The following is a 20,175-nucleotide window of genomic DNA, read 5'->3' as shown; positions in this document are numbered from 1 at the left end:
CGCGACGTCTGCTCCAAGTGCCGCCCTGATGGCTCGTGCCCTCGTCTGCGACAGGCCGCCGTACGCCTCAACGCCTGGCGCGACCGGGAGAACCAGCGGTCGTGAAGGCAGGTGACGTGCTGCGACTGGATCGTGCCGCCAGTGTCCAGTTCATGATCCCGATTGCGGTGCGGGTGATCAGAAGGCTCGACTGGCCCACCTACCACGGCTGGTGCTGGATCGACTGCTACCAGCTCGACAGCAGGGGTCACGCCATCGCCCGACGCACCCTGTTCGTTCAGCCCGAGCACGTGCGGTGCGTGCACGCCGGCGGCTGACCACCGGGTTCATCTGCCGGACGCCTGGGCGAAACGCAATCGTTTCGTCGACTCAGTGCGAGGCAACTCACGAAAGCCTGCACAATCAGCCCTCCGCGAACTAGGGTCAGTACGACATCGTTTCGCGGGGGGTCGGGATGCTTGGTGGTCAGCAGGTGGGCGCGGGCGCCGGGGTGCCGGCCGCCCGGGGTCCGCGCTGCACCGACAGCGACCTGTTCGGCGTGGTCATCGACCTGCTGCGCGAGGTCGGCTTCGACCGGATGACCATCGACGGCGTCGCCGCCCGGGCCCACGTCAGCAAGGCCACCATCTACCGGCGCTGGGACGGCAAGGCCGAGTTGGTCGTCGCCGCCCTGCGTGACCGGCACGTGGGTGTGCACAACCCGCCCGACACCGGCAGCCTGCGCGGTGACCTGATCGAGTTGCTGCGCGCCACGGCCGCGATCTGCGTGGCCGACTGCGACCTGATGCAGGCGCTGACCTTCGCCATGCGGACCAACCCCGAGTTGGAACGCCTGGTACGCCACCAGGTGCTGCCGGCCGGGCGGGTGGCCAGCACCGCCATCCTGGTCCGGGCCGCCGCCCGTGGAGAGATCCCGCCGGAGGCCGGCGAACGGGAGTTGTTCCACGATCTCGCGCCCGCGCTCACCATGTCCCGCCTCGTCGCGCACGGCCTGCCCGCCGACGACGCGTTCCTCATCCAGGTCGTCGACCAGGTGCTGATCCCGGTACTCCGCTACCAACCCGACCGCCCGTCACAGGCCTGACCCATCGACATCCGCAACACGGAAGGCTTCACCATGTCCGGAACCACCTCGACCGCACCTGGCGCACCCGGCGCCGGGGCGTCGACAAGCGCGCCACACCCGCGGCGCTGGATCGCGCTGGCGGTCATCGCGGTCTCGCAGCTGATGGTCGTCCTGGACGCCACCATCGTGAACATCGCGCTGCCGCAGGCGCAGGCCGACCTGGGCATCACCGACGCGAACCGACAGTGGGTGATCACCGCCTACACGCTGGCCTTCGGCGGCCTGCTGCTGCTCGGCGGCCGGATCGCCGACTACTGGGGCCGCAAGCGCACGTTCATCGTCGGCATGACCGGCTTCGCGCTCGCCTCCGCGCTGGGCGGTCTGGCCACCAGCGGCGAGATGCTCTTCGCCGCCCGCGCGTTGCAGGGTGCCTTCGGCGCGCTGCTCGCCCCGGCCGCGCTGGCGTTGCTCACCGTGCTGTTCACCGAGGCCACCGAGCGGGCCAAGGCGTTCGCGGTGTACGGCGCGATCGCCGGCGGCGGGTCGGCTGTCGGTCTGCTGCTCGGTGGGGTGCTCACCGAGTACGCCGACTGGCGCTGGTGCCTGCTCGTCAACATTCCGGTCGCCGCCATCGCCATCGCGTTCGCGATCCCGCTGGTGCCGGAGAGCCGGGCGCACGGCAACACCCGCTACGACGTACCCGGCGCGATCGTGGTGACCGCCGGCCTGGTCTCCCTGGTGTACGGCTTCACCAAGGCGGCCGAGGACGGTTGGGACGCCACCGCGACGCTCGGATTCATCGCCGCGGGCGTGGTGTTGCTCGCCGCCTTCGTGGTGATCGAGCTGCGCTCCAGCCACCCGCTGCTGCCGCTGCGCATCGTGTTGGACCGCAACCGGGGCGGGGCGTTCCTCACCTCCACGCTGATCGGCGCCGGCCTGTTCGGGGCGTTCCTCTTCCTGACCTTCTACTTCCAGGTGGTGCTGCAGTACAAGCCCCTGGAAGCGGGTCTCGCGTCGCTGCCGGTCACCGCCGGTGTGCTCATCGCCGCGGGTGGCGCCAGCCAGTTGATGCCGCGACTGGGCGCCAAGCCGCTGATGGTCGCCGGCGCCGTGCTCGCCGCCCTGGGCATGCTGGTGCTGACCCAGATCGACGCGGACACCTCGTTCCTCACCCACCTGCTGCCCGCCCAGGTCATCCTGGGCCTCGGGCTGGGCTTCACCTTCGTCCCGCTGTCCAGCCTCGCCCTGGTCGGGGTGCCGGAGCACGACGCCGGCGCGGCCAGCGCGACGCTCAACGCCACCCAGCAGATCGGTGGCTCGCTGGGCACCGCGCTGCTGAACACCTTCTACACCAGCGCGGTCGCCGCCTACCTGGTCGGCCGGGCGCCGAACCCGGTCACCCAGGTCGATGCGCTGGTGCACGGTTACCGGGTGGCGTTCGCCTGGGGGGCGGCGCTGATCGTGCTCGCCGGCCTGGCAACCCTGATCCTGGTGAAGGTGCGCAAGGAGGACGTCCCGACCGGCACCACCGTGCACATGGGCTGAGCCGACCGACGTGGCCGCCGGCCGGATCGCTCCGAGCGTGGGGTGGGCCGGCCGGCGGTCACGTCCGGTAACGTCCCGACCATCGTCGAATATCCGTTTGAGGAGATCCATGCCGACCCCTGCTGACCAGATCATCACGGCTCTGCGCGCGGGCCACGAGGAACTCGCCGCGCTCGTCCGCGACCTCAAGGAGGACGACCTGCTCCGCCCGTCGGGTGCCAGCGAGTGGCAGGTGTCCCAGGTGCTGAGCCACCTGGGCAGCGGCGCCGAGATCAACCTGGCGACGCTGGAGGCCGCCCGCACCGGCGCGCCCGGCCCGGACGGGGACTTCAACCGTGGCGTCTGGGCGCGCTGGGACGCGATGTCCCCGGCCGAGCACGCCGCCGGGTTCCTCGCCGCCAACGAGCGGCTGGTCGAGGCGTACGAGGCGTTGGACGCCGAGACCCGGGCCACGATGCGTGTCGACCTCGGCTTCCTGCCGGAGCCGATCGACGTGGCCACCGCGGCCCGGTTCCGACTCAGCGAGTTCGCCCTGCACCAGTGGGACGCCGAGGTGGCGTTCAACCCGTTCGCGGCGGTGACGCCGGCGGCGGTGGCGCTGCTGCTCGATCAGATCGGCGGCATGCTGTCCTGGACCAGCCGCCCGCAGGAGCTGGCCGGGCGGGAGGCCACACTGCTGGTCCGGCTGGACACCCCCGAGCGGACGTTCGGGCTGCGGCTGGGCGAGAAGGTCGAGATCGTCGACGCGCCGGAGCGTCCCGACGGGGAGCTGGCGGCACCGGCCGAGGCGTGGCTGCGGTTGGCCACCGGACGGCTGGGCGCCCAGCACACCCCCGAAGGGGTCCGGGTGACCGGCGCGGTGACCCTCGACGACCTGCGCCGGGTCTTCGTCGGCTTCTGAGCGGCGGCCGTGCGGGCCGGTCACCCCGGCCCGCACGGCACGTCAGCCCTTCACGCAGACCACCTGCTTGAGGTGCGCCACCACCTCGACCAGGTCCTCCTGCTGGGCCATCACCTCGGTGATGTCCTTGTACGCGCCGGGGATCTCGTCGACCACCCCGGCGTCCTTGCGGCACTCCACCCCGGCGGTCTGCGCGGCCAGGTCCTCCGTGCTGAACGTCCGCTTGGCCTGCGCCCGCGACATCCGCCGCCCCGCCCCGTGCGACGCCGAGCAGTACGCGTCCGGGTTACCCCGACCCCGCACGATGTACGACCCGGTGCCCATCGAGCCGGGGATGATGCCCAGGTCGCCCCGCCCGGCCCGGATCGCGCCCTTGCGGGTGACAAGCACGTCCACCCCGTCGTAGCTCTCCTCGGACACGTAGTTGTGGTGGCACGAGATCGACTCGTCGTAGGAGATCTGCGGGAAGTGCTCCCGCACCACACCGCAGAGCAGGGCCAGCATGACGGCACGGTTGCGCCGCGCGTACTCCTGCGCCCACCACAGGTCCCGCCGGTAGGCGTCCATCTCCGGCGTCCCGGCGAGGAACACCGCCAGGTCCCGGTCGGGCAGGTCGGCGTTGTGCGGCAGCCCCCGGGCCACCCCGATGTGCCGCTCGGCCAACTCCTTGCCGATGTTGCGGGACCCGGAGTGCAGCATCAGCCACACCCGCCCCTCGTCGGCGCCACCCTGCTCCAGGCAGACCTCGATGAAGTGGTTGCCCCCGCCGAGGGTGCCGAGCTGCCGCCGCGCCCGCGTCTCCAACTGCGCCACCCGCCGGTCCAGACCGGCGAACCGGCCCCAGAAGTCGTCCCAGCCGGCCTGCTCCAGGCCACGGATCCGACGCGTGTCGACGGAGTCCTGCCGCTGGGCGAAGCCGACCGGGATGGTGGCCTCGATCGCGGACCGCAGCCCGGCCAGGTCGTCCGGCAGGTCCGCGGCGGTCAGCGAGGTGCGTACCGCCGACATCCCGCAGCCGATGTCGACGCCGACCGCCGCCGGTGAGACGGCCTGCCGCATCGCGATCACCGAGCCGACCGTGGCGCCCTTGCCGAAGTGCACGTCGGGCATCACGGCGACGCCCTGCACCCAGGGCAGCGCGCCGATGTTGCGCAGTTGCTTGGCGGCCTGCGGCTCGATGGCGTACGGGTCGGTCCAGACCCGGACCGGTGCCCGGGTACCGGCGAGAGGGGTGAATCCCATCGTGGTCTCCTCCTGTCGTGCGATGACCGTTAATGATCAGGTGCGAGCGCGGCGGCGGTGCGCGGATACGAAACGGCCGCCCGATCCCGGTGGGATGGGCGGCCGGCGGACGCGTCAGCGTCACGTCAGTCGCGCCACCCCGGCTGATTGCGCCGCAACGACCGACGGACACAGGTTGTGGTGGTGCCGAGCAGGGCCGCGCCGGCAGGGAGCAGACGCCGGGCGGCAACGGTGCGGACGCGCTGTGGCACGGCGTACTCCCTTCGGGGTGTGCTCGGTTGACCTTGCTTCGACGAGACTAGGAGGTCCCCGGGGCGTCCGCAATGGATATCGCCGTTACCGGCCGCCGACCCGGCGGGCGACCGCCAGCAGATACTCCTTGCGATCCAACGGATTGTTGTCCCAGCGGGCCCGGGTGGGGGCGACACCCGACACCGGGCGGTATCTGACGAACTCGGTCTCCAGGACGCCCTCACCCCGGGTCAGCGCGGGCAGCCGACGCTCCAGCGCGTGCACCAGGCCCGCCGGGATCTCGCCCCGCACCACATACGAGGTGCCCCGCCCGACGGTGTCCGTCGGCACCGCGTCCAGTCGGGTGAGCGCGGGCAGCAGCGTGCCGAGGACGTCACCGGGCACCTCCAGCCGGAAGCGGTGCACCGGTTCGTGGACCCGCGTGCCGGCACGGGTGAGCGCGGCCATCAGCACCAACGGGGTGAGGTTGCGGAAATCCCCGGCGGTGCTGGACATGCTCTTGTCGAAGCTGCCGTGGGAGTGGCTCTGCCGCGCCCAGTAGCCGGCGTGGGTCATCGTCACCTCGCAGTCGGGGATCTCCCACCCGGACAGACCCTGGCGCAGGGTCCGGCGCACGGACTCCTCGACGGCGGCGAAGAAGGCCGGTGGCATCGACCCCAACTCGACGCCGAGGTGGAAACTCACACCGGCGCCGGGCGGCGCCGGCGCGATCCGCAGCCCGACGGTGGCCAGGAAGGGGTTGGGCGCCACCGCGATCACCTCGACCGCCCCGCCGACGCCGCACACCCGCTCCACGTGCACGACGCTGGTCTCCCGGAACGTCACCCGCACGCCGAAGTCGTCAGCCAGGGTGGCCTGGATGACCTCCTTCTGCACCTCGCCGTAGAGCGACACGCTGATCTCGTGGTGCCGGTCGTCCTGCCGCAGGTTGATCAGGGGATCCTGTTCGGCGAGCTGGCTCAACGCCGCGTGGAGCGTGACCCGGTCGACGGGGCGCTCCGGCACCACCACCGTCTCCAGCGTGGGCGGCGGGAAGTGGCGGTCCGCGCCGGCACGTTCCGGGGGTACGCCGACCGGGTCGCCGATCCGCGCCTCCGTCACACCCCAGAGCCGGGCGATGTGGCCGGCGCCGACCGACGACGCCACCACGTCAGCCCCCAGGGTGGCGACACGTATCGCCGTGACCAGCGCGGCGTCGGCCGTACCGACGCGGACCCGATCGCGGACCCGGATCGTGCCGGCGAAGAGCCGGACCAGGGCGATCCTCTCCCCCGCCGGACCCCGCTCGATGGCGAACACGGTGCCGGAGAGCGGGGCGTCGACGTCACCCTGAGCTGTCGGCAGCAGTTCGGTGATCCCGGCGAGCAGCGCGTCCACGCCCGCGCCGGTGATCGCCGAGCCGGCGTACACGGGCTGCACGAGCGCCTGGCGGGTCCGCGTCGCCAGCGCACCGCGCAGTCGCGGGTACGGCACCGCCGACGGGTTCGCCACCCAGTCGGCGAGCAGCCCGTCGTCCTGCCCCGCGAGCACGTCGAGCAGCCGGTCGGTGAACGCCTCGTCGGCGGGGCCGTACGGCGAGCAGCGGGCGGCACGGGTCCCCGGGATCGCCACCGAGCCCATCGCCACCACGGCCGGGGAGAGCTTCTCCGCGACGGCCCGCACGACCCGCTCGGGGTCCGCCCCGGCCCGGTCGACCTTGTTGACGAAGATCAGCGTCGGGATGCGCAGCCGACGCAGGGTCCGCATCAGCAGCCGGGTCTGCGGTTGTATCCCCTCCACCGCGGAGATCACCAGCACCGCGCCGTCGAGCACACCGAGCACCCGCTCCACCTCGGCGATGAAGTCCGGGTGGCCGGGCGTGTCGATCAGGTTGACGGTCACGTCGTCCAGCACGAAGGAGACGACGGCCGAGCGGATGGTGATCCCGCGTTGCCGTTCCAGGGCCAGGGAGTCCGTCCGGGTGCTGCCCGCGTCGACACTGCCGAGCCGGTCGGTCACGCCGACGTCGTGCAACAGCCGTTCGGTCAGGCTGGTCTTACCGGCATCGACGTGCGCCAGGATGCCGAGGTTCAGGGTCTTCACGCGGCGTCAGGTCCTTCAGGTAGGCGACAGATACCTTCTGGTCGGACATCGACGCAGCGCGCATTGGTGCTCCCTGACTGTTGGTGGCGGTTTCGGGTAGTTCAGCAGGCCATCGCGGCTCGGACAACCGATTTAACGGGCACTCGCGTTCACGTTCCGTCCGGCTCCGCGACGCCGCGTGCTCACCTGACGCGGCTAGGTTCGCGCGGCACCGTCCGCCCCTGTTCCGGGAGAACCACAATCACCGCCACCTGGCCGTCGCACCACGCCGTCACCACCCCACCGGACCTGCCTCGGGCGGACGCGCATCGGGAACCGGGCGACACCCGGTCCGGCGCGACGGTGGCGAGTTGGGTGCTCCCCGCGCTCGTCGCGCTTGTGCTGGGCCGGTGGCGGCTGACCGGTCCGGCCCTCTGGGCCGACGAGTTGGCCACCTGGGGCGTGGTCCGGTTGAGCTGGTCGCAGCTGTGGCAGCTCGCCGGTTCGGTGGACGCGGTCCTGACCCCCTACTACGCCCTGATGAAGGTGTACGTCGCCGTGGCCGGCACGTCCACGGCCGCGTTGCGGCTGCCCTCGGTCGCCGCCATCACCGTCGCCACGGTGGTGGTGACCGCGCTCGGGCGTCGACTCGGCGGCGCCGGAACGGGCCTGGTGGCGGGGCTGCTCTTCGCGATCCTGCCGGTGACCTCCCGGTACGCGCAGGAGGCCCGGTCCTACGCCCTGGTGATCCTCGGTGCCGCTGTCGGCGTGTGGTGCCTGATCCGGCTGGTGGAGGAGCCCGCGCGCCGTCGCCTCGCCGGGTACGCCGCCGCCGTGGGCGTCGTCGGGCTGCTGCACCCGCTCAACGGCCTGCTGATGCTCGCGGGTCACGCCGTCGCGGTCGGCTGGTGGCAGCTCTCCCACCGAGCCGAGGGCTGGCGGACCGTACGGCGGTGGGTGACGGCGGCCGGCGTGGGCGTGCTGCCGGCGCTCGCGCTGTCCGTCTGGGGTCGGGGGCAGACCGCCCAGGTGTCCTGGATCGCGCGTGTCGACCTGGGTGCCCTCCAGGCGTTCCCGGAACGGCTCTTCCACTCCGCGGCCGTCGGCGGGCTCGTCCTCGTCCTCGCGGTTCTCGGCGTACGCCGCGCCCCGGCGTACGTCTGTCTGGCCGGCGCGGCGTTCGTCCCGATGGCGCTGCTGTTGCTCGCCGGCACCCAACTGCACGTCTGGGTGGCCCGCTACGTGCTTGTCGTGCTGCCGCCGTTGGCCGTGCTCGCGGCGTCCGCCCTGGCCCGCGTCGGACGATCGTCGGCCATCGTCGCGCTCGCCCTGGCGGTCGTGCTGGCCCTCCCCGCACACGTCACCATTCGCGCCCACGCCGGTCACAGCCAGGACTCGTACCGCATCGCGGCGGTCATCGGTCCCCGCTACCGACCCGGCGACGTCGTGGTGTTTCCCGACAGCCACCCGAGCATCCCGTGGTCACCACGCGACATCTACGAGCGCTACCTGCCGACCCCACGCCCCCCGGACGTGCTGCGCGTCGCCCCGCAACGCAGCGACGGCAGGTTCCTGGCAACCGAATGCCCGGACGCCGCCTGCCTCGGCACGCCACCGCGCATCTGGGTCGTCGGGGCCGATCCCGCGGCCGACCCGCTGTGGGGCATGGCGGCCGGCAAGCGGGAACGGATCAGCGCCGGCTACCGGGAGGCGCAGCGCTGGCGGTACCCGCTGCTGAGCATCACCCTCCTACAGGGCATGAGGGTGTAGTGCCAAGCCCTCGGTCGAGCCAGGACTGAGTTCGGGCGGCCATCCGGGCACGACCGACCCAGACCCGCGGCGCGGCGCGGCGACGGACCGCCGCCGAGCCACGCTCCCGAAGCCGTAGGGCAGACTCGCGGGCATGGTGGAGACCTCGGTGCGGCTGCTGCGGCTCCTGACCCTCCTACAGGTTCGCCGGGAGTGGTCCGGCGCGGAGCTGGCCGAACGGCTGGCCGTCACCACCCGCACCGTCCGCACCGACGTGGAGCGCCTGCGGGTGCTGGGCTACCAGATCGAGTCCCACCCCGGGGTCGCCGGAGGCTACCGGCTCGGCGCCGGCTCGGCCCTGCCGCCGCTGCTGCTCGACGACGACGAGGCCGTGGCGGTGGCCGTCGGGCTGCGGGCCGCGGCCGGCGGTTCGGTGACCGGGATCGAGGAGACGTCGCTGCGGGCGTTGGCCAAGCTGGAGCAGTCGTTGCCGTCGCGGTTGCGGCACCGGGTGGACGCCCTGCGGGCCGCGACGGTCTCCGCCGCGGGCGGCGGCCCGACCGTGGACGCCGGCACGCTCACCGCCATCTCGACGGCGGTGCACCGCACGGAGCGCCTGCGCTTCGACTACGCCGGGCACGACGGCACGGCCACCGTGCGCGACGTCGAACCGTACCGGCTGGTCTACACCGGCCGGCGCTGGTACCTGCTGGGCTGGGACACCGACCGGGCCGACTGGCGGACCTTCCGCGCCGACCGGATCCGGCCCCGGGTGCCGACCGGCCCGCGCTTCACCCCTCGGGAGCCGCCAGGTGGTGACGCGGTCGCGCACGTGCTGCGCGGCGTCGGCTCCACCGCCTGGCCACACCCGGCACGGGTACGCCTGCACGCGTCGGCCGACCAGGTGGCCCAGCGGATCCCCACCACGGCGGGCCTGCTGGAGGCGATCGACGAGCGGACCTGCCTGCTGCACACCGGTGGGGAGTCGCTGAGCAACCTGGCCGCCTTTCTCAGCACCATCGAGGTCGACTTCGACGTCCTCGACCCGCCGGAGCTGCGTGCCGTCGTGCGTGCCGTCGCCGCCCGGTTCGGTCGGGCCGCTCAGGTGTCGTAGCGGCCCCGGCGTCGCCGGTGATAGGCGTAGGCGACCGCGGCGAGCAGTGGCCCCCACAGCAGCAGCGGGAGATAACAGGCGTAGAAGATCCGGGCCTCCCACGCGCCGCCCTGGGTGGGAAAGTCCGGCGGGAGCGGCGTACCTCGCATGGTGACCCCGGCGAAGATCCGGGCGAAGGCGGCGGTCCACAGGACGGTCAGGACCGTCGCGCCGAGCGTCGCCGGTATGAGGGCGGCCGGGGTCGGCACCCGGCGGCCACCCAGCCAGGGGATCCAGCGCGGGAACCGCTCTCCCCAGCCGGCGACGAGCCCGACGGCGGTGAACGCGATCAGCTCCGCCACGATCGAGAGGCAGACGACGTACACCCGCCCGTCGAAGCCGATGCCGTCGCGGAACGCGACCGGAAGCCGCCAGAGGCCCGACGGCAGCACGGTGAACGGGATGAGGTAGGCGGCGACCCGTGCCCAGCGGGGCACTCCCGCCACCGGGGCGTGGGCACTGCGCCACGCCCCGGCCAGTCGATCACTTGTCGTCATGCCGCTCACGCTAGGAAGCGAGCGTGCGCGGCACCTCCCTCCGGCGAGGGAGCGCGCTCCCCCTAGGACTGCGGCACCAGCCGGAAGGACTGCGCCGCGGTGCCGTTGCAGGTGTACTGGACGAGTTGGACGCTGTCCGCGGTGGACGCTCCGGGCACGTCGAGGCACTTGCCGCTGAGCCGGTTGACCAGGCGGTAGTAGCCTCCGCCCTCCGATTCGGCACGCCACTGCTGGTTGTTGCCACCGCTGTAGGACCAGAGCTGGATCCGCGCCGAGTCGGCTGTCGACCGGTCGGTCACGTCGAGCACCTGGGCGCTGTTGGTGCGGTTGTTGACCCGCAGGTAGCCGCCGCTGGTCGGCGCGAACTGGTACTGCTGCGCCGCGCTGCCGTTGCAGGCGTACTGCTGGATGGCGGTGCCGTTCGCGCTGGCGGCGGCGCGGGCGTCCACGCACTTGCCGTTGCCTCGGTTGACCACCGTGTGCCAGGCGGTCGGTGAGATGCCGTCGGTCGGCGGAGGCGTGGTCGGGGGGACGGTGCCGACCCCGGCGAGCCAGTGCAGCCCGTCGATAAGCAGTTGGTTCTGCTGCGCGCTGTCGAACGTCGACGACAGCCCGGTGTTGGTGCTGTAGTTCATGGCGTTGTGGCCGAAGTTGGCGTAGAGCATCTTGTACTGCCGGTTGCTCCACACCAGCGGGTAGTACCCGCCGTACCAGGACTGGTTGGGGTCGGTGCCGACCGGGAAGCTGGACGGGTCGACCGAGGCGAGGATGTCGATGTTCGGGTTCTGCCGCAGGTCGTTGCTCCAGGAGTACCACTCGCTGATCGACGACGGGAAGGTCGCCGGGAGGTTGCGGGTGGCCGCGTGGGTGCGGTTGTCGGCGCGCATCGTGACCCGGGTGGGTCCCCAGGTGTTCGTCTGGAACGAGCCGGTGCCGAGGAAGGTGTTGTAGTACCAGCTCCAGCTCGACGGGTTGTCGGTCCACGCGCTGACGTGGAAGCCCAGCCACGCCCCGCCGTTCTGCATGTACTGCTGGAACGCGGCCCGCTGCGCGGTGGGCGGCGCGTCGTCCAGGAACATGACGACCTTGTACTGGGCCAGGTTGGCCGTGTTCAGCAGACCCCAGTTGTTCGTGGCCTCCCAGGAGAAGCCGTGCTGGGCGGCGGCCTGCGGGAACCAGGCCCGGGCGTCTTTGACGAAGTCGATGTGCGCGGCGTCCCAGGTGCCGTTGTAGAAGGCCAGGACCTTGAACGTCGGCGCGGCCTGCGCGGACCGCGAGGCGGTGACCGTGAGGCCGGCGCTCACCGCGACGACGAGGGCGACGAACACCGACAGGATTCGTCTGGTACGGGAGGAGAGTTCTGCGATCACCTGATCGTCCCTTCGGTGGGGACGCGCGCCGCCGCGTCGACCTACATCTGTTCACAAGGTTTACAGATAGACGAAAGGTTATGCCGTGGCACCGGCGGCGTCAATCACGGTCGGCCGATCGGGTGGGATTCCCGTGACAACGGGTACCCCGGCGCGATGACCAGCCCAGACGCCGTCGACGTCGACGTTCCCCTCGCCGTCGACGTGCCGGCCGCGCCACACGACGCCAGCGGCGAGTGGGTGCCGACCCGTGACCTCGCCGGGCTGGCGCCCGCGGCCCGGCCGGCCCGCCGCTGGACCCCGCGCCGGGTGGTGGCCACCCCGGCCGCCCTGGAACACCCGCACGGCCAGCGGATCGTCGAGCGGGTGCAGGCCCAGGGCATCGAGGTGGAACACCTGCGATCCAACCGGCTCACCGGGGTACGCGGAGAAACCGACCGGGAGACGTACGCGCGGGCCAAGGCCACCATGGCGATCGTGGTCAGCCCACCCTCGCGACGCGCCCTGCAACCCATCGCGCCCAGCGCCGACTGGCGGGTCGACCTGGCCGAGGGCTGCCCGGCGCACTGCCAGTACTGCTACCTCGCCGGCTCGCTGTCCGGCCCGCCGGTGACCCGGGTGTACGCGGACCTCGACGACATCCTGGCCGGTCTGGCCGCGTACGCCGGGCGCGGGACGGTGACCAGCCGCAACGCGCGACGCGCCGACGAGGGCACCACGTTCGAGGCGTCCTGCTACACCGACCCCCTCGCGTTGGAGCACCTGACCGGCAGTTGGCGGCGGGCGGTGCAACACTTCGCCGCCTGGGACGCGCCCGTGCAACTGCGCTGGACCACCAAGTACGCCGACGTGGACACGTTCGTCGGGCTGCCGCACGCCGGCCGTACCCGGGTCCGGCTCAGCGTCAACTGCGCCCCGGTCAGCGAACGGTACGAGGGCGGCACGGCCCGGGTGCCGGAGCGGCTGGCCGCGCTGCGCCGGCTCGCGCTCGACGGCTATCCGGTCGGACTGACCATCGCCCCGATCATCGCGCTGCCCGACTGGCGGGACCGCTACGGCGAGTTGCTCGACCAGGTCCGCGCGGCGGTCGACGGGGTGCCGGAGCTGGACCTGACCGCCGAGCTGATCACCCACCGGTTCACCCCGGGCAGCAAGGAGGTGCTGCTCGGCTGGTACCCCCGCACCCGGCTGGAGATGGACGAGGAGTCACGCAGCCGCAAACACGGCAAGTTCGGCGCGGTGAAGTACGTCTACCCGCGCGACACCATGGCCGAGTTGCGCGGCTGGTTCACCGCCGAACTCGCCGCGCGGGTGCCGGCCTGCCGGATCCTCTACTGGACCTGACGTCCGGCTTGTTTCGGAAAACTTTCGCGAACCTCGCCGTCGTTGCTTGACGACAACCGGCTCATCTACCAGAGTCGATGTGGGCGTAAGTGGCGTGCCGTCGGGAGCTCGGCCGCCAGCGGGGCATTGCGGCACATTCAGTGTCGGCTGCGACGGGCGACACCTGTTAACGCTCACAATGCGCCGCACCGCTGTCCTGGTCACGGTGGCGGCGTGACCCGACAGCGATCTGTCGATGTCGTGGCAACCGTGTCGGTTGCGTTCCGCACCAGGACCTGGGCGGCCATTCGTGGCCCCCGCCTCCGCACTGGCAGCGGCCCGATCTTTCAGGAGAATGATCTATGAGGAGACCCAGAGTCATCAGGGCCGCCGCGGTCTCGGCCGGCGCGGTGCTCGTGGCATCGACAGCGATCGCCGTGGCGATGCCGGCCGGGGCGGCAGCCGCCGGTTGTGCGGTGGATTACAGCGTGTCGTCGCAGTGGCAGGGCGGATTCGGCGCCACCGTCGCCATCACCAATCTCGGTGATCCGGTCAGCAACTGGACGTTGGCCTGGTCCTACAGCGCCGGACAGACCGTCACGCAGGCGTGGAACACGACACTGACCCAGAGCGGCGCGGCGGTCACCGCCAAGAACGTCAGCTACAACGGGGCGATCGCCACGAACGGCACCGTCTCGTTCGGCTTCAACGGCTCGTGGACCAGCAGCAACCCCGCTCCGAGCAGCTTCACGCTCAACGGGGTGACCTGCACCGGCGACCCGGAGCCCACCACGCCACCGCCGACCAGCCCACCGCCGACGACCCCACCGCCGACCACGCCGCCGCCGACGACGCCACCACCGACCACCCCGCCGCCGAACGGGCCGGCGGACATCACGGTGAACAGCGCGACCAAGTACCAGACCGTCGACGGGTTCGGTGCCGCGCAGTCGATCTGGGGTAGCGCGTGGTCCACGACGGACACGCAGACGCTCGTCGGGTTGGGCGCCAACCAGTTGGGTCTGTCCATCGTGCGGACCGGTCTGTCGCCGGAATCCAGCGAGTGGCCAATACATGCGGACTCGCTGAAGACGGCGAAGGCGTACGGGTCGAACGTGAAGATCCTCGCCTCACCCTGGACCGCGCCGGCCGCGTGGAAGACGAACAACAGCCGGGTCAACGGCGGCAAGCTGAAGACCGACTACTACGACGACTACGCGAACCATCTCAACAGCTACGTCCAGTACATGCGCGGCCAGGGCGTGACCATCGACGTCACCTCGGTGCAGAACGAGCCCGACTGGCACCCGAACTACGACTCGATGGACTGGAGCGGCACCGAGCTGCGCACCTTCGTCCGCGACCAGGGCACCAAGGTGCAGAACACCAAGCTGATGGTCGCCGAGGCGGTGAACCTCAACTACAACTTCACCGATCCCACCCTCAACGACGCGACCGCCCGCAACAACATCGGCTACATCGGCGGGCATCTCTACGGCACCGAGGAGTCGGGCCGGCTGCGGCCGTACACCCTGGCCCAGCAGTACAACAAGCCGGTGTGGATGACCGAGTGGAACCTGCACGCCGCCGACGGTGGCGGCTCCAACATCTGGGGCAACCCCGCCAACGCGGCGGTGTGGAACGAGACCCTCGACGACATCATGCGCACCGTGCACAAGTCGATGGAGGCCAACTGGAACGCCTACATCTGGTGGTACGGCAAGCGCTACTACTCCTTCATCGGTGACGGCGAGTCGGCGTTCGGCACCGTCGCGGGCGCTCCGCTCAAGCGCGGGTACGCGTTCTCGCAGTACGCCAAGTACGTCCGCCCCGGCTACCAGCGGGTCGCGCTGACGAAGAGCTCGAAGGCCTCCCCGCTGGAGGTGACCGCCTACCAGGGCGACGGCAAGGTCACCCTGGTGATCCTCAACCGCTCGAACAGCGCGGTCAACAACACGGTGGTCCAGGCGCCGCAGAACGTCACCCGGGCCGAGCACTACCTCACCTCGCAGAACGCCAACGCGGCAAGCCAACCGACGAGCGTCAACGGCGGTCAGGCCACCATCAACGTCGGCGCCCGCAGCATCTCCACACTCGTGTTCACCCTCTGAGGTCCGCACCACCCAGGCGGAAGTGTGGGTGCGGCTCGCGCAGCCGCACCCACACTAGGGCGTGTGTCAAAGCCCCTGGCCGGCCTGCGGCGGGTCCAGACGACGACCGGCCGCGTTGGAGATTGGTCCGGATACAACACCGGTATCCGGACCAATCTCCGCCTTGCCGGACCGCCGCCTGGACGCCGCCTCGGCTCGACCGAGGACTTCGACACACGCCCTAGACGCCCACGGTGCCGTCGATGCCCTCGCGGAGGAGGTCGGCATGGCCGTTGTGCCGGGCGTACTCGTGGATCAGGTGCAGCATCACCAGCCGCAGCGACACGGTCTCGCCGGAGCGGACGTTGCGACCTGTCACGTCGAGCGACGCCGCGGCCCGCTCGATCCGGCGGGCGTGCTCGACCTCGCGCTGCCAGGCCTCGAAGGCTTCGGCCCGGGTGGACGAGCTGGCGTCGTACGCCTGCTGGAAGTCGCCCGCCTCGGACCAGACCAACGGGATGTCCGCACCGTCGATGACCCGCCGGAACCAGGCGCGTTCCACCTCGGCCATGTGCCGCACCAGGCCCAGCAGGGACAGCGTGGAGGGTGGCATCGACTGTCGGCGCAACTCCTCGTCGGAGAGACCCGCGCACTTGAGGGCCAGCGTGGCGCGGTGGAAGTCGAGGAAGGCGCGCAGGGTCTCCCGCTCGTCCCCGGTGAGCGGAGGGCCGATCCGTTCGGTGGTCATTGGAGTGATCTTGCCGGATGGCGCCGCTGGCGGTGCGGTCGGGCGGCGCGTCAGCCGACCGACGAGCGGGCGACCGGCGCGGCGAAGAACGTGTCCGGGTACGGCTCGTCGCGCAGGCTGTAGTGCCACCACTCACGGTCGTAGTTGACGAAGCCGGCGTCGGTCATCAGCCGCTGCAACAACCGTCGGTTGTCCCGCGCCGTCGCGCTGATGCGGGGGTCGGCGGTGTGCGCCCGGGAGTCGAAACAGTCGAACCCCGTACCCATGTCGATGCTGTTGTCGGCGAAGCGCCGCCCCCGGGGCGCGGTGCAGGCGACAAGCGGCTGCCCGCTCCGGTACGCGGGCTGGCTGGCGGCGGGTTCGTCCACGAGCGTCAGGTCCATCGTGCTGCCGCGGCTGTGCGCGGTGGGCGCCCCGATGTAGCCCTCGGCGAAGAGCTGGTCCTTGGCCAGGTCCGGGTAGAACTCGGCCTTTGTCTGCTGCTCGCCGGGGCGCTTCGACCAGGCGACGAAGTCGTCCACCGCGGGCTGGGGGCGGTAGCAGTCGTACACCTTGAGGCTGTGCCCACCGGCCAGCGCGGCGTCCTGCACCCGACGCAGCGACTCGGCGGCCTGCCGGGTGAGCAGGCACAGCGGCTCGGGGTAGCCGGTGATCGGGCGGCCCACGAAGTTGTGCGCGGTGGCGTAGCGGATGTCGGCGTGGATGCGCGGGTCGAGGTCGGTCAGCACCACGAATCCGGGCAGCCGGCCGGCGGCGGAGCTGGACGTCGCGGGGCCGGACGTCGCGGGGGTGGACGCCCGGGGGGTGGGACTCACCGGCGTCGACCGCGGGGCGGCCGGCGCGGGGCGCGGCTCCGGCCGCGAGCAGCCGCCGAGCAGCGCGGCGAACGCGAGCGCGACGGCGATCCGGTGACCCACTTCTCCTGTCTATCAGCCGGGACGGCTGCCGGGGCCGGATGCGCCGGTTCCGGGCCGGCCCCGCCCGGCAGCGCCGATCCGGTCAGCTCTCGGTCAGGTGGGCGCGCAGGAAGACCAGCGCCGACTCGTCGTCGTCGATTCCGCCGGCCTCGTGGCCGTTGTAGCGCCACACCGCCAACTCGGTCGGCCCGGCGTGCGCGTTGGCCGCCGCGTAGACCGTCGACGGCGGCACGACCTCGTCCATCAACGCCACCGAGTACCGCGCCGGGCGGCGGCAGCGCCGGGCGAAGTTGACCCCGTCGACGTACGCGAGGGTGCTCAGCACCCGCTCCTCGGCGTCGCGGTGGATCGCCAGGTAGTCGCGGATCTCCCGGTAGGGGCGGGCGGCGGTGGTCACCACCGCGCGCGGGATGTCGCAGAGGAACGGCACGAACGCGACCACCGCCCGCACCCCGGGTGCCAGCGCGCCGGCCGCGAGCGCCAACCCGCCGCCCTGGCTGTGCCCGAGCACCGCCACCCGGGTCGGATCGACGAGCGGCAGGGTCCGGACGGCGTCCACCGCCCGGACCGCGTCGGTGATCAGCCGCCGGTAGTAGTAGGTCTTCGGGTCGGCGATGCCCCGGGTGGTGACGCCGGGCGCCTCCGGCCCGGCCGCGCCGAGGTCCGGGGTGTCGCCTCGGCTCCATCCCGAGCCCTGCCCCCGGGTGTCCATCTGCAGGTGCGCGAACCCGGCCGCGGCCCAGAGCAGGTTCTCCAACGGGTGCCCGCGCCCGCCGCCGTAGCCGGCGAACTGGACCACCGTCGGCAGCGCCGTGTCGGCGCCGCGGGGCACCCGCAGCCAGGCCCGCACGGACTGGCCGGCGAACCCCGCGAAGGTCACGTCGAACACGTCGATGCTGTCCAACTCGGTCGCGACCGGCTCGGCCCGCAGCGGCCAGCCCGCCTGCCGGGCCTCCGCCAGGGTGTCGGCCCAGAAATCGTCGAAGTCCGCGGGGTCCTGGACGACGCCGCGGTAGTCGCGCAGCTGTTCCTCAGGTAGATCGGTGTACATGCCGTCCTCGGTCGACGAAGTTCCGGAAAGATTCCGTAACTTTGGCGAACGCTAGAACCGACCTGGCATGTCGTCAACCCCCGTCCGTGAGGCAAGATGGCGCGTGGAACGGGCACACCGTTCCGGGATCCTCGGTTGACGACGTCTCGTGGTCGTTCTTCCGGCTCGGTGAAGGAGACGCGGGTGGGCGCGGACGACGGACGCAGGGTGACCATCACCGCGATCGCACGGGAAGCCGGGGTGTCGGTGCCGACCGTGTCCCGGGTGCTCAACGGTCGCTCCGATGTCGCCCCGGACACCCGGGAGCGAGTCGAGGAATTGCTGCGCCACCACGGCTACCGGCGACGCACCAGTCGCAGCGTTCGCCGCGCCGGCCTCGTCGACCTGGTCTTCAACGACCTGGACAGCCCCTGGGCCGTGGAGATCATCCGGGGTGTGGAGGATGTCGGGCACGGCGCGGGTGTCGGCACTGTGGTCTCCGCGATCCACCGTCAGCCCACCGCGGCCCGGCAGTGGCTGCAGAACCTGCGCACCCGGGCCACCGACGGCGTCATCTTCGTGACCTCGCACCTGAGCCCGCCGCTGCACGCGCAACTCCGCCGCCTCAACGTGCCGGTGGTGGTCGTCGACCCGTCCGGCGTGCCGGCCATGGACGTCCCGACGATCGGCGCCACCAACTGGGCCGGTGGGCTCGCCGCGACCGAACACCTGCTCGCGATCGGGCACCGACGCATCGGCCTGGTGGCGGGGCCGACGCACCTGCTGTGCAGCCGGGCGCGCCTCGACGGTTACCGGGCCGGGTTGGAGGGCGCCGGGGTGCCGGTGGACGACGCGCTCGTCTATCCGGGCGACTTCTACCACGCCTCCGGGTTCGCCGGCGCGACCGCGCTGCTCGACCTCGCCGACCCGCCGACCGGCATCTTCGCCGCGAGCGACCAGATGGCCTTCGGCGTCTACGAGGCCATCCGGCGCCGCGGGCTGCGGGTGCCCGACGACGTGAGCGTCGTCGGCTTCGACGACCTGCCGGAGGCCCGCTGGGCATCGCCACCGCTGACCACGGTGCGCCAGCCGTTGGTCGAGATGGGACGGTTGGCCGCCCGGACCGTGCTGCGCCTGGCCCAGGGCGAGGGCATCGACTCGCCCCGGGTGGAACTCGCCACGGAACTCGTCGTCCGCGACAGCACCGCCCCACCGTCCGGGTCGCCCGGGCCGTCGTGAGGCCCGACCTGGGTCGGTAACCGGTTGGACCAGTTCCGATCCGCTCCCGAGAATTTCGGTCGCCGGGCCGACTCCGGCCCGGGGCGGTGAGCGGCCGAGGGCCGCCCACCGCGCCGCGTGCTCAGTGGTGGTGGTGCGCCCGGACGGCCTTGCGAATGGTCACCGGCAGCGCGGGCGCGCCGTCGACCGGCGCCGGATCCTCGGCGGTCGGCGCTACTCCCCCGGCGGCGATCCGGTCCAGGGTGGCCAGCCCGGCCGCGTCGACCTCGCCGAAGATCGTGTAGTTGGGGCGCAGCGCCGAGTTGGCGTAGACCAGGAAGAACTGGCTGCCGTTGGTGTCCGGCCCCGCGTTGGCCATGGCCAGCACACCCCGGGCGTACACGCGGCGCTCCCCGGTCGGGTCGGTGGGCGCCGGTGGCAGGTCGGTCGGCAGTTCGTCGCGGTACCGGTATCCCGGGCCGCCCTCGCCGGTGCCGGACGGGTCACCGCACTGCAACACGCTGAGCGTCGGGTACGCGGTGAGTCGGTGGCACGGGGTGCGGTCGTAGAAACGCTTGCCGACCAGGTGCAGGAAGCTCTGTACGGTGCACGGCGCGGCGGCCCGGTCCAGCGTCAACCCGATCGGTCCGTGGTTCGTGGTCAGGGTCACCCGGACGCTGCCCCGGGCCGGGGTGCGCCGCGGGTCCGGCGGCAGCGGCACCGGCCGGGCCGCGGGTTCGTCGGGTGTCTCGGTGTACGCGCACGGGCCGTGGGTGGTGCGCGGCGGTCGGGTGGCGGCGTCAGTAGCGGCGGAAGCGCCCTCGGGGGCGGCTGGCGCGGCGACCGCGCTCGCGGACGCCCCGACGACCAGCGCCCCGGCGAGTACGGTCACCCCCGCGAGGCGGGACAGGGCGCGCACCGGCCGGCGGGGTGCCGCTCCGCCGCGGCGCGGTTCGAGTTCACTCGACACTGTGATCCTCCTGGACTCGTGGTGCCAGAAAGACCGGAGTCTA

General features: G+C 71.9%; 17 protein-coding genes. 9 read left to right on the top strand and 8 right to left on the bottom strand.

Annotation, left to right across the window (positions count from 1 at the left end; translation table 11 throughout):
• The first annotated feature begins 101 nt into the window (after positions 1 to 101).
• From ACPXBU_RS02655 to ACPXBU_RS02640, 4 genes are all read left to right on the top strand, one after another.
• The gene (locus ACPXBU_RS02655) at positions 102 to 317 is read left to right on the top strand and encodes a hypothetical protein (protein WP_425756719.1); all 216 of its coding nucleotides are present in this window, start codon (positions 102 to 104) and stop codon (positions 315 to 317) included.
• 137 nt (positions 318 to 454) lie between these two features.
• Complete coding sequence (locus ACPXBU_RS02650; RefSeq protein WP_425756103.1) at positions 455 to 1,084, top strand: TetR/AcrR family transcriptional regulator; 630 nt, start codon at positions 455 to 457, stop codon at positions 1,082 to 1,084.
• 33 nt (positions 1,085 to 1,117) lie between these two features.
• Positions 1,118 to 2,611, top strand: coding sequence for an MFS transporter (locus ACPXBU_RS02645; RefSeq protein ID WP_393368900.1), 1,494 nt, complete (start codon positions 1,118 to 1,120; stop codon positions 2,609 to 2,611).
• A gap of 109 nt (positions 2,612 to 2,720) precedes the next feature.
• On the top strand, positions 2,721 to 3,512 hold the full coding sequence (locus ACPXBU_RS02640; RefSeq protein ID WP_425756100.1) for a maleylpyruvate isomerase family mycothiol-dependent enzyme: 792 nt from the start codon (positions 2,721 to 2,723) through the stop codon (positions 3,510 to 3,512).
• Between the two features lie 42 nt (positions 3,513 to 3,554).
• Here ACPXBU_RS02640 and ACPXBU_RS02635 read toward each other — a convergent pair whose 3' ends face one another.
• Both ACPXBU_RS02635 and ACPXBU_RS02630 read right to left on the bottom strand, forming a co-directional pair.
• Positions 3,555 to 4,754, bottom strand: coding sequence for an RtcB family protein (locus tag ACPXBU_RS02635; RefSeq protein ID WP_393368896.1), 1,200 nt, complete (start codon positions 4,752 to 4,754; stop codon positions 3,555 to 3,557).
• A 336-nt stretch (positions 4,755 to 5,090) separates the two neighbouring features.
• The gene (locus ACPXBU_RS02630; RefSeq protein ID WP_425756098.1) at positions 5,091 to 7,088 is read right to left on the bottom strand and encodes a GTP-binding protein; all 1,998 of its coding nucleotides are present in this window, start codon (positions 7,086 to 7,088) and stop codon (positions 5,091 to 5,093) included.
• A gap of 342 nt (positions 7,089 to 7,430) precedes the next feature.
• Here ACPXBU_RS02630 and ACPXBU_RS02625 point away from each other — a divergent pair, with 342 nt between their 5' ends.
• Both ACPXBU_RS02625 and ACPXBU_RS02620 read left to right on the top strand, forming a co-directional pair.
• Complete coding sequence (locus ACPXBU_RS02625) at positions 7,431 to 8,837, top strand: glycosyltransferase family 39 protein (protein ID WP_425756096.1); 1,407 nt, start codon at positions 7,431 to 7,433, stop codon at positions 8,835 to 8,837.
• Positions 8,838 to 8,970: 133 nt separating this feature from the next.
• Entirely contained in the window at positions 8,971 to 9,930 is a 960-nt protein-coding gene (locus ACPXBU_RS02620) for a helix-turn-helix transcriptional regulator (protein WP_425756094.1), read from the top strand.
• Here ACPXBU_RS02620 and ACPXBU_RS02615 read toward each other — a convergent pair.
• Both ACPXBU_RS02615 and ACPXBU_RS02610 read right to left on the bottom strand, forming a co-directional pair.
• The gene (locus ACPXBU_RS02615; protein WP_425756092.1) at positions 9,918 to 10,466 is read right to left on the bottom strand and encodes a hypothetical protein; all 549 of its coding nucleotides are present in this window, start codon (positions 10,464 to 10,466) and stop codon (positions 9,918 to 9,920) included. The genes ACPXBU_RS02620 and ACPXBU_RS02615 overlap by 13 nt on opposite strands.
• A gap of 62 nt (positions 10,467 to 10,528) precedes the next feature.
• A complete protein-coding gene (locus ACPXBU_RS02610) occupies positions 10,529 to 11,836 on the bottom strand; it encodes an RICIN domain-containing protein (RefSeq protein ID WP_393368883.1) in 1,308 nt (435 codons plus the stop codon).
• Positions 11,837 to 11,992: 156 nt separating this feature from the next.
• Between ACPXBU_RS02610 and ACPXBU_RS02605 the strand changes: the two genes are divergently transcribed.
• Positions 11,993 to 13,180 (top strand): spore photoproduct lyase family protein, encoded by a 1,188-nt coding sequence (locus tag ACPXBU_RS02605; RefSeq protein ID WP_425756090.1) that lies wholly within the window; start codon positions 11,993 to 11,995, stop codon positions 13,178 to 13,180.
• A 341-nt stretch (positions 13,181 to 13,521) separates the two neighbouring features.
• Positions 13,522 to 15,270, top strand: a complete 1,749-nt coding sequence (locus ACPXBU_RS02600) for a cellulose binding domain-containing protein (RefSeq protein WP_393368878.1) — start codon at positions 13,522 to 13,524, stop codon at positions 15,268 to 15,270.
• 220 nt (positions 15,271 to 15,490) lie between these two features.
• On the opposite strand, the gene ACPXBU_RS02595 is transcribed toward ACPXBU_RS02600, so the two are convergent.
• From ACPXBU_RS02595 to ACPXBU_RS02585, 3 genes are all read right to left on the bottom strand, one after another.
• Entirely contained in the window at positions 15,491 to 15,997 is a 507-nt protein-coding gene (locus ACPXBU_RS02595) for a DinB family protein (protein ID WP_425756089.1), read from the bottom strand.
• Positions 15,998 to 16,047: 50 nt separating this feature from the next.
• Positions 16,048 to 16,914, bottom strand: a complete 867-nt coding sequence (locus tag ACPXBU_RS02590) for a M15 family metallopeptidase (protein WP_425756087.1) — start codon at positions 16,912 to 16,914, stop codon at positions 16,048 to 16,050.
• A gap of 82 nt (positions 16,915 to 16,996) precedes the next feature.
• Complete coding sequence (locus ACPXBU_RS02585) at positions 16,997 to 17,965, bottom strand: acetylxylan esterase (protein ID WP_425756086.1); 969 nt, start codon at positions 17,963 to 17,965, stop codon at positions 16,997 to 16,999.
• Positions 17,966 to 18,148: 183 nt separating this feature from the next.
• Between ACPXBU_RS02585 and ACPXBU_RS02580 the strand changes: the two genes are divergently transcribed.
• Positions 18,149 to 19,183: a LacI family DNA-binding transcriptional regulator gene (locus tag ACPXBU_RS02580; RefSeq protein ID WP_393368872.1), complete on the top strand. Its 1,035-nt coding sequence runs from the start codon at positions 18,149 to 18,151 to the stop codon at positions 19,181 to 19,183.
• A gap of 121 nt (positions 19,184 to 19,304) precedes the next feature.
• On the opposite strand, the gene ACPXBU_RS02575 is transcribed toward ACPXBU_RS02580, so the two are convergent.
• Positions 19,305 to 20,132, bottom strand: coding sequence for a peptidylprolyl isomerase (locus ACPXBU_RS02575; protein WP_425756085.1), 828 nt, complete (start codon positions 20,130 to 20,132; stop codon positions 19,305 to 19,307).
• Between the last annotated feature and the right edge of the window lie 43 nt (positions 20,133 to 20,175).

The sequence above is a fragment of the Micromonospora sp. DT231 genome (assembly GCF_049847025.1).
GTDB lineage: Bacteria > Actinomycetota > Actinomycetes > Mycobacteriales > Micromonosporaceae > Micromonospora.
The sequence above is the reverse complement of the archived record's forward strand: the minus strand, read 5'-3'. Positions and strand labels throughout refer to the sequence as shown.

Bases quoted from the DNA above. Each gene is read 5' to 3' on its own strand.
- ACPXBU_RS02650 (WP_425756103.1), top strand. From the start codon at position 455: ATGCTTGGTGGTCAGCAGGTGGGCGCGGGCGCCGGGGTGCCGGCCGCC.
- ACPXBU_RS02645 (WP_393368900.1), top strand. From the start codon at position 1,118: ATGTCCGGAACCACCTCGACCGCACCTGGCGCACCCGGCGCCGGGGCG.
- ACPXBU_RS02640 (WP_425756100.1), top strand. From the start codon at position 2,721: ATGCCGACCCCTGCTGACCAGATCATCACGGCTCTGCGCGCGGGCCAC.
- ACPXBU_RS02635 (WP_393368896.1), bottom strand. From the start codon at position 4,754: ATGGGATTCACCCCTCTCGCCGGTACCCGGGCACCGGTCCGGGTCTGG.
- ACPXBU_RS02620 (WP_425756094.1), top strand. From the start codon at position 8,971: ATGGTGGAGACCTCGGTGCGGCTGCTGCGGCTCCTGACCCTCCTACAG.
- ACPXBU_RS02615 (WP_425756092.1), bottom strand. From the start codon at position 10,466: ATGACGACAAGTGATCGACTGGCCGGGGCGTGGCGCAGTGCCCACGCC.
- ACPXBU_RS02605 (WP_425756090.1), top strand. From the start codon at position 11,993: ATGACCAGCCCAGACGCCGTCGACGTCGACGTTCCCCTCGCCGTCGAC.
- ACPXBU_RS02600 (WP_393368878.1), top strand. From the start codon at position 13,522: ATGAGGAGACCCAGAGTCATCAGGGCCGCCGCGGTCTCGGCCGGCGCG.
- ACPXBU_RS02595 (WP_425756089.1), bottom strand. From the start codon at position 15,997: ATGACCACCGAACGGATCGGCCCTCCGCTCACCGGGGACGAGCGGGAG.
- ACPXBU_RS02585 (WP_425756086.1), bottom strand. From the start codon at position 17,965: ATGTACACCGATCTACCTGAGGAACAGCTGCGCGACTACCGCGGCGTC.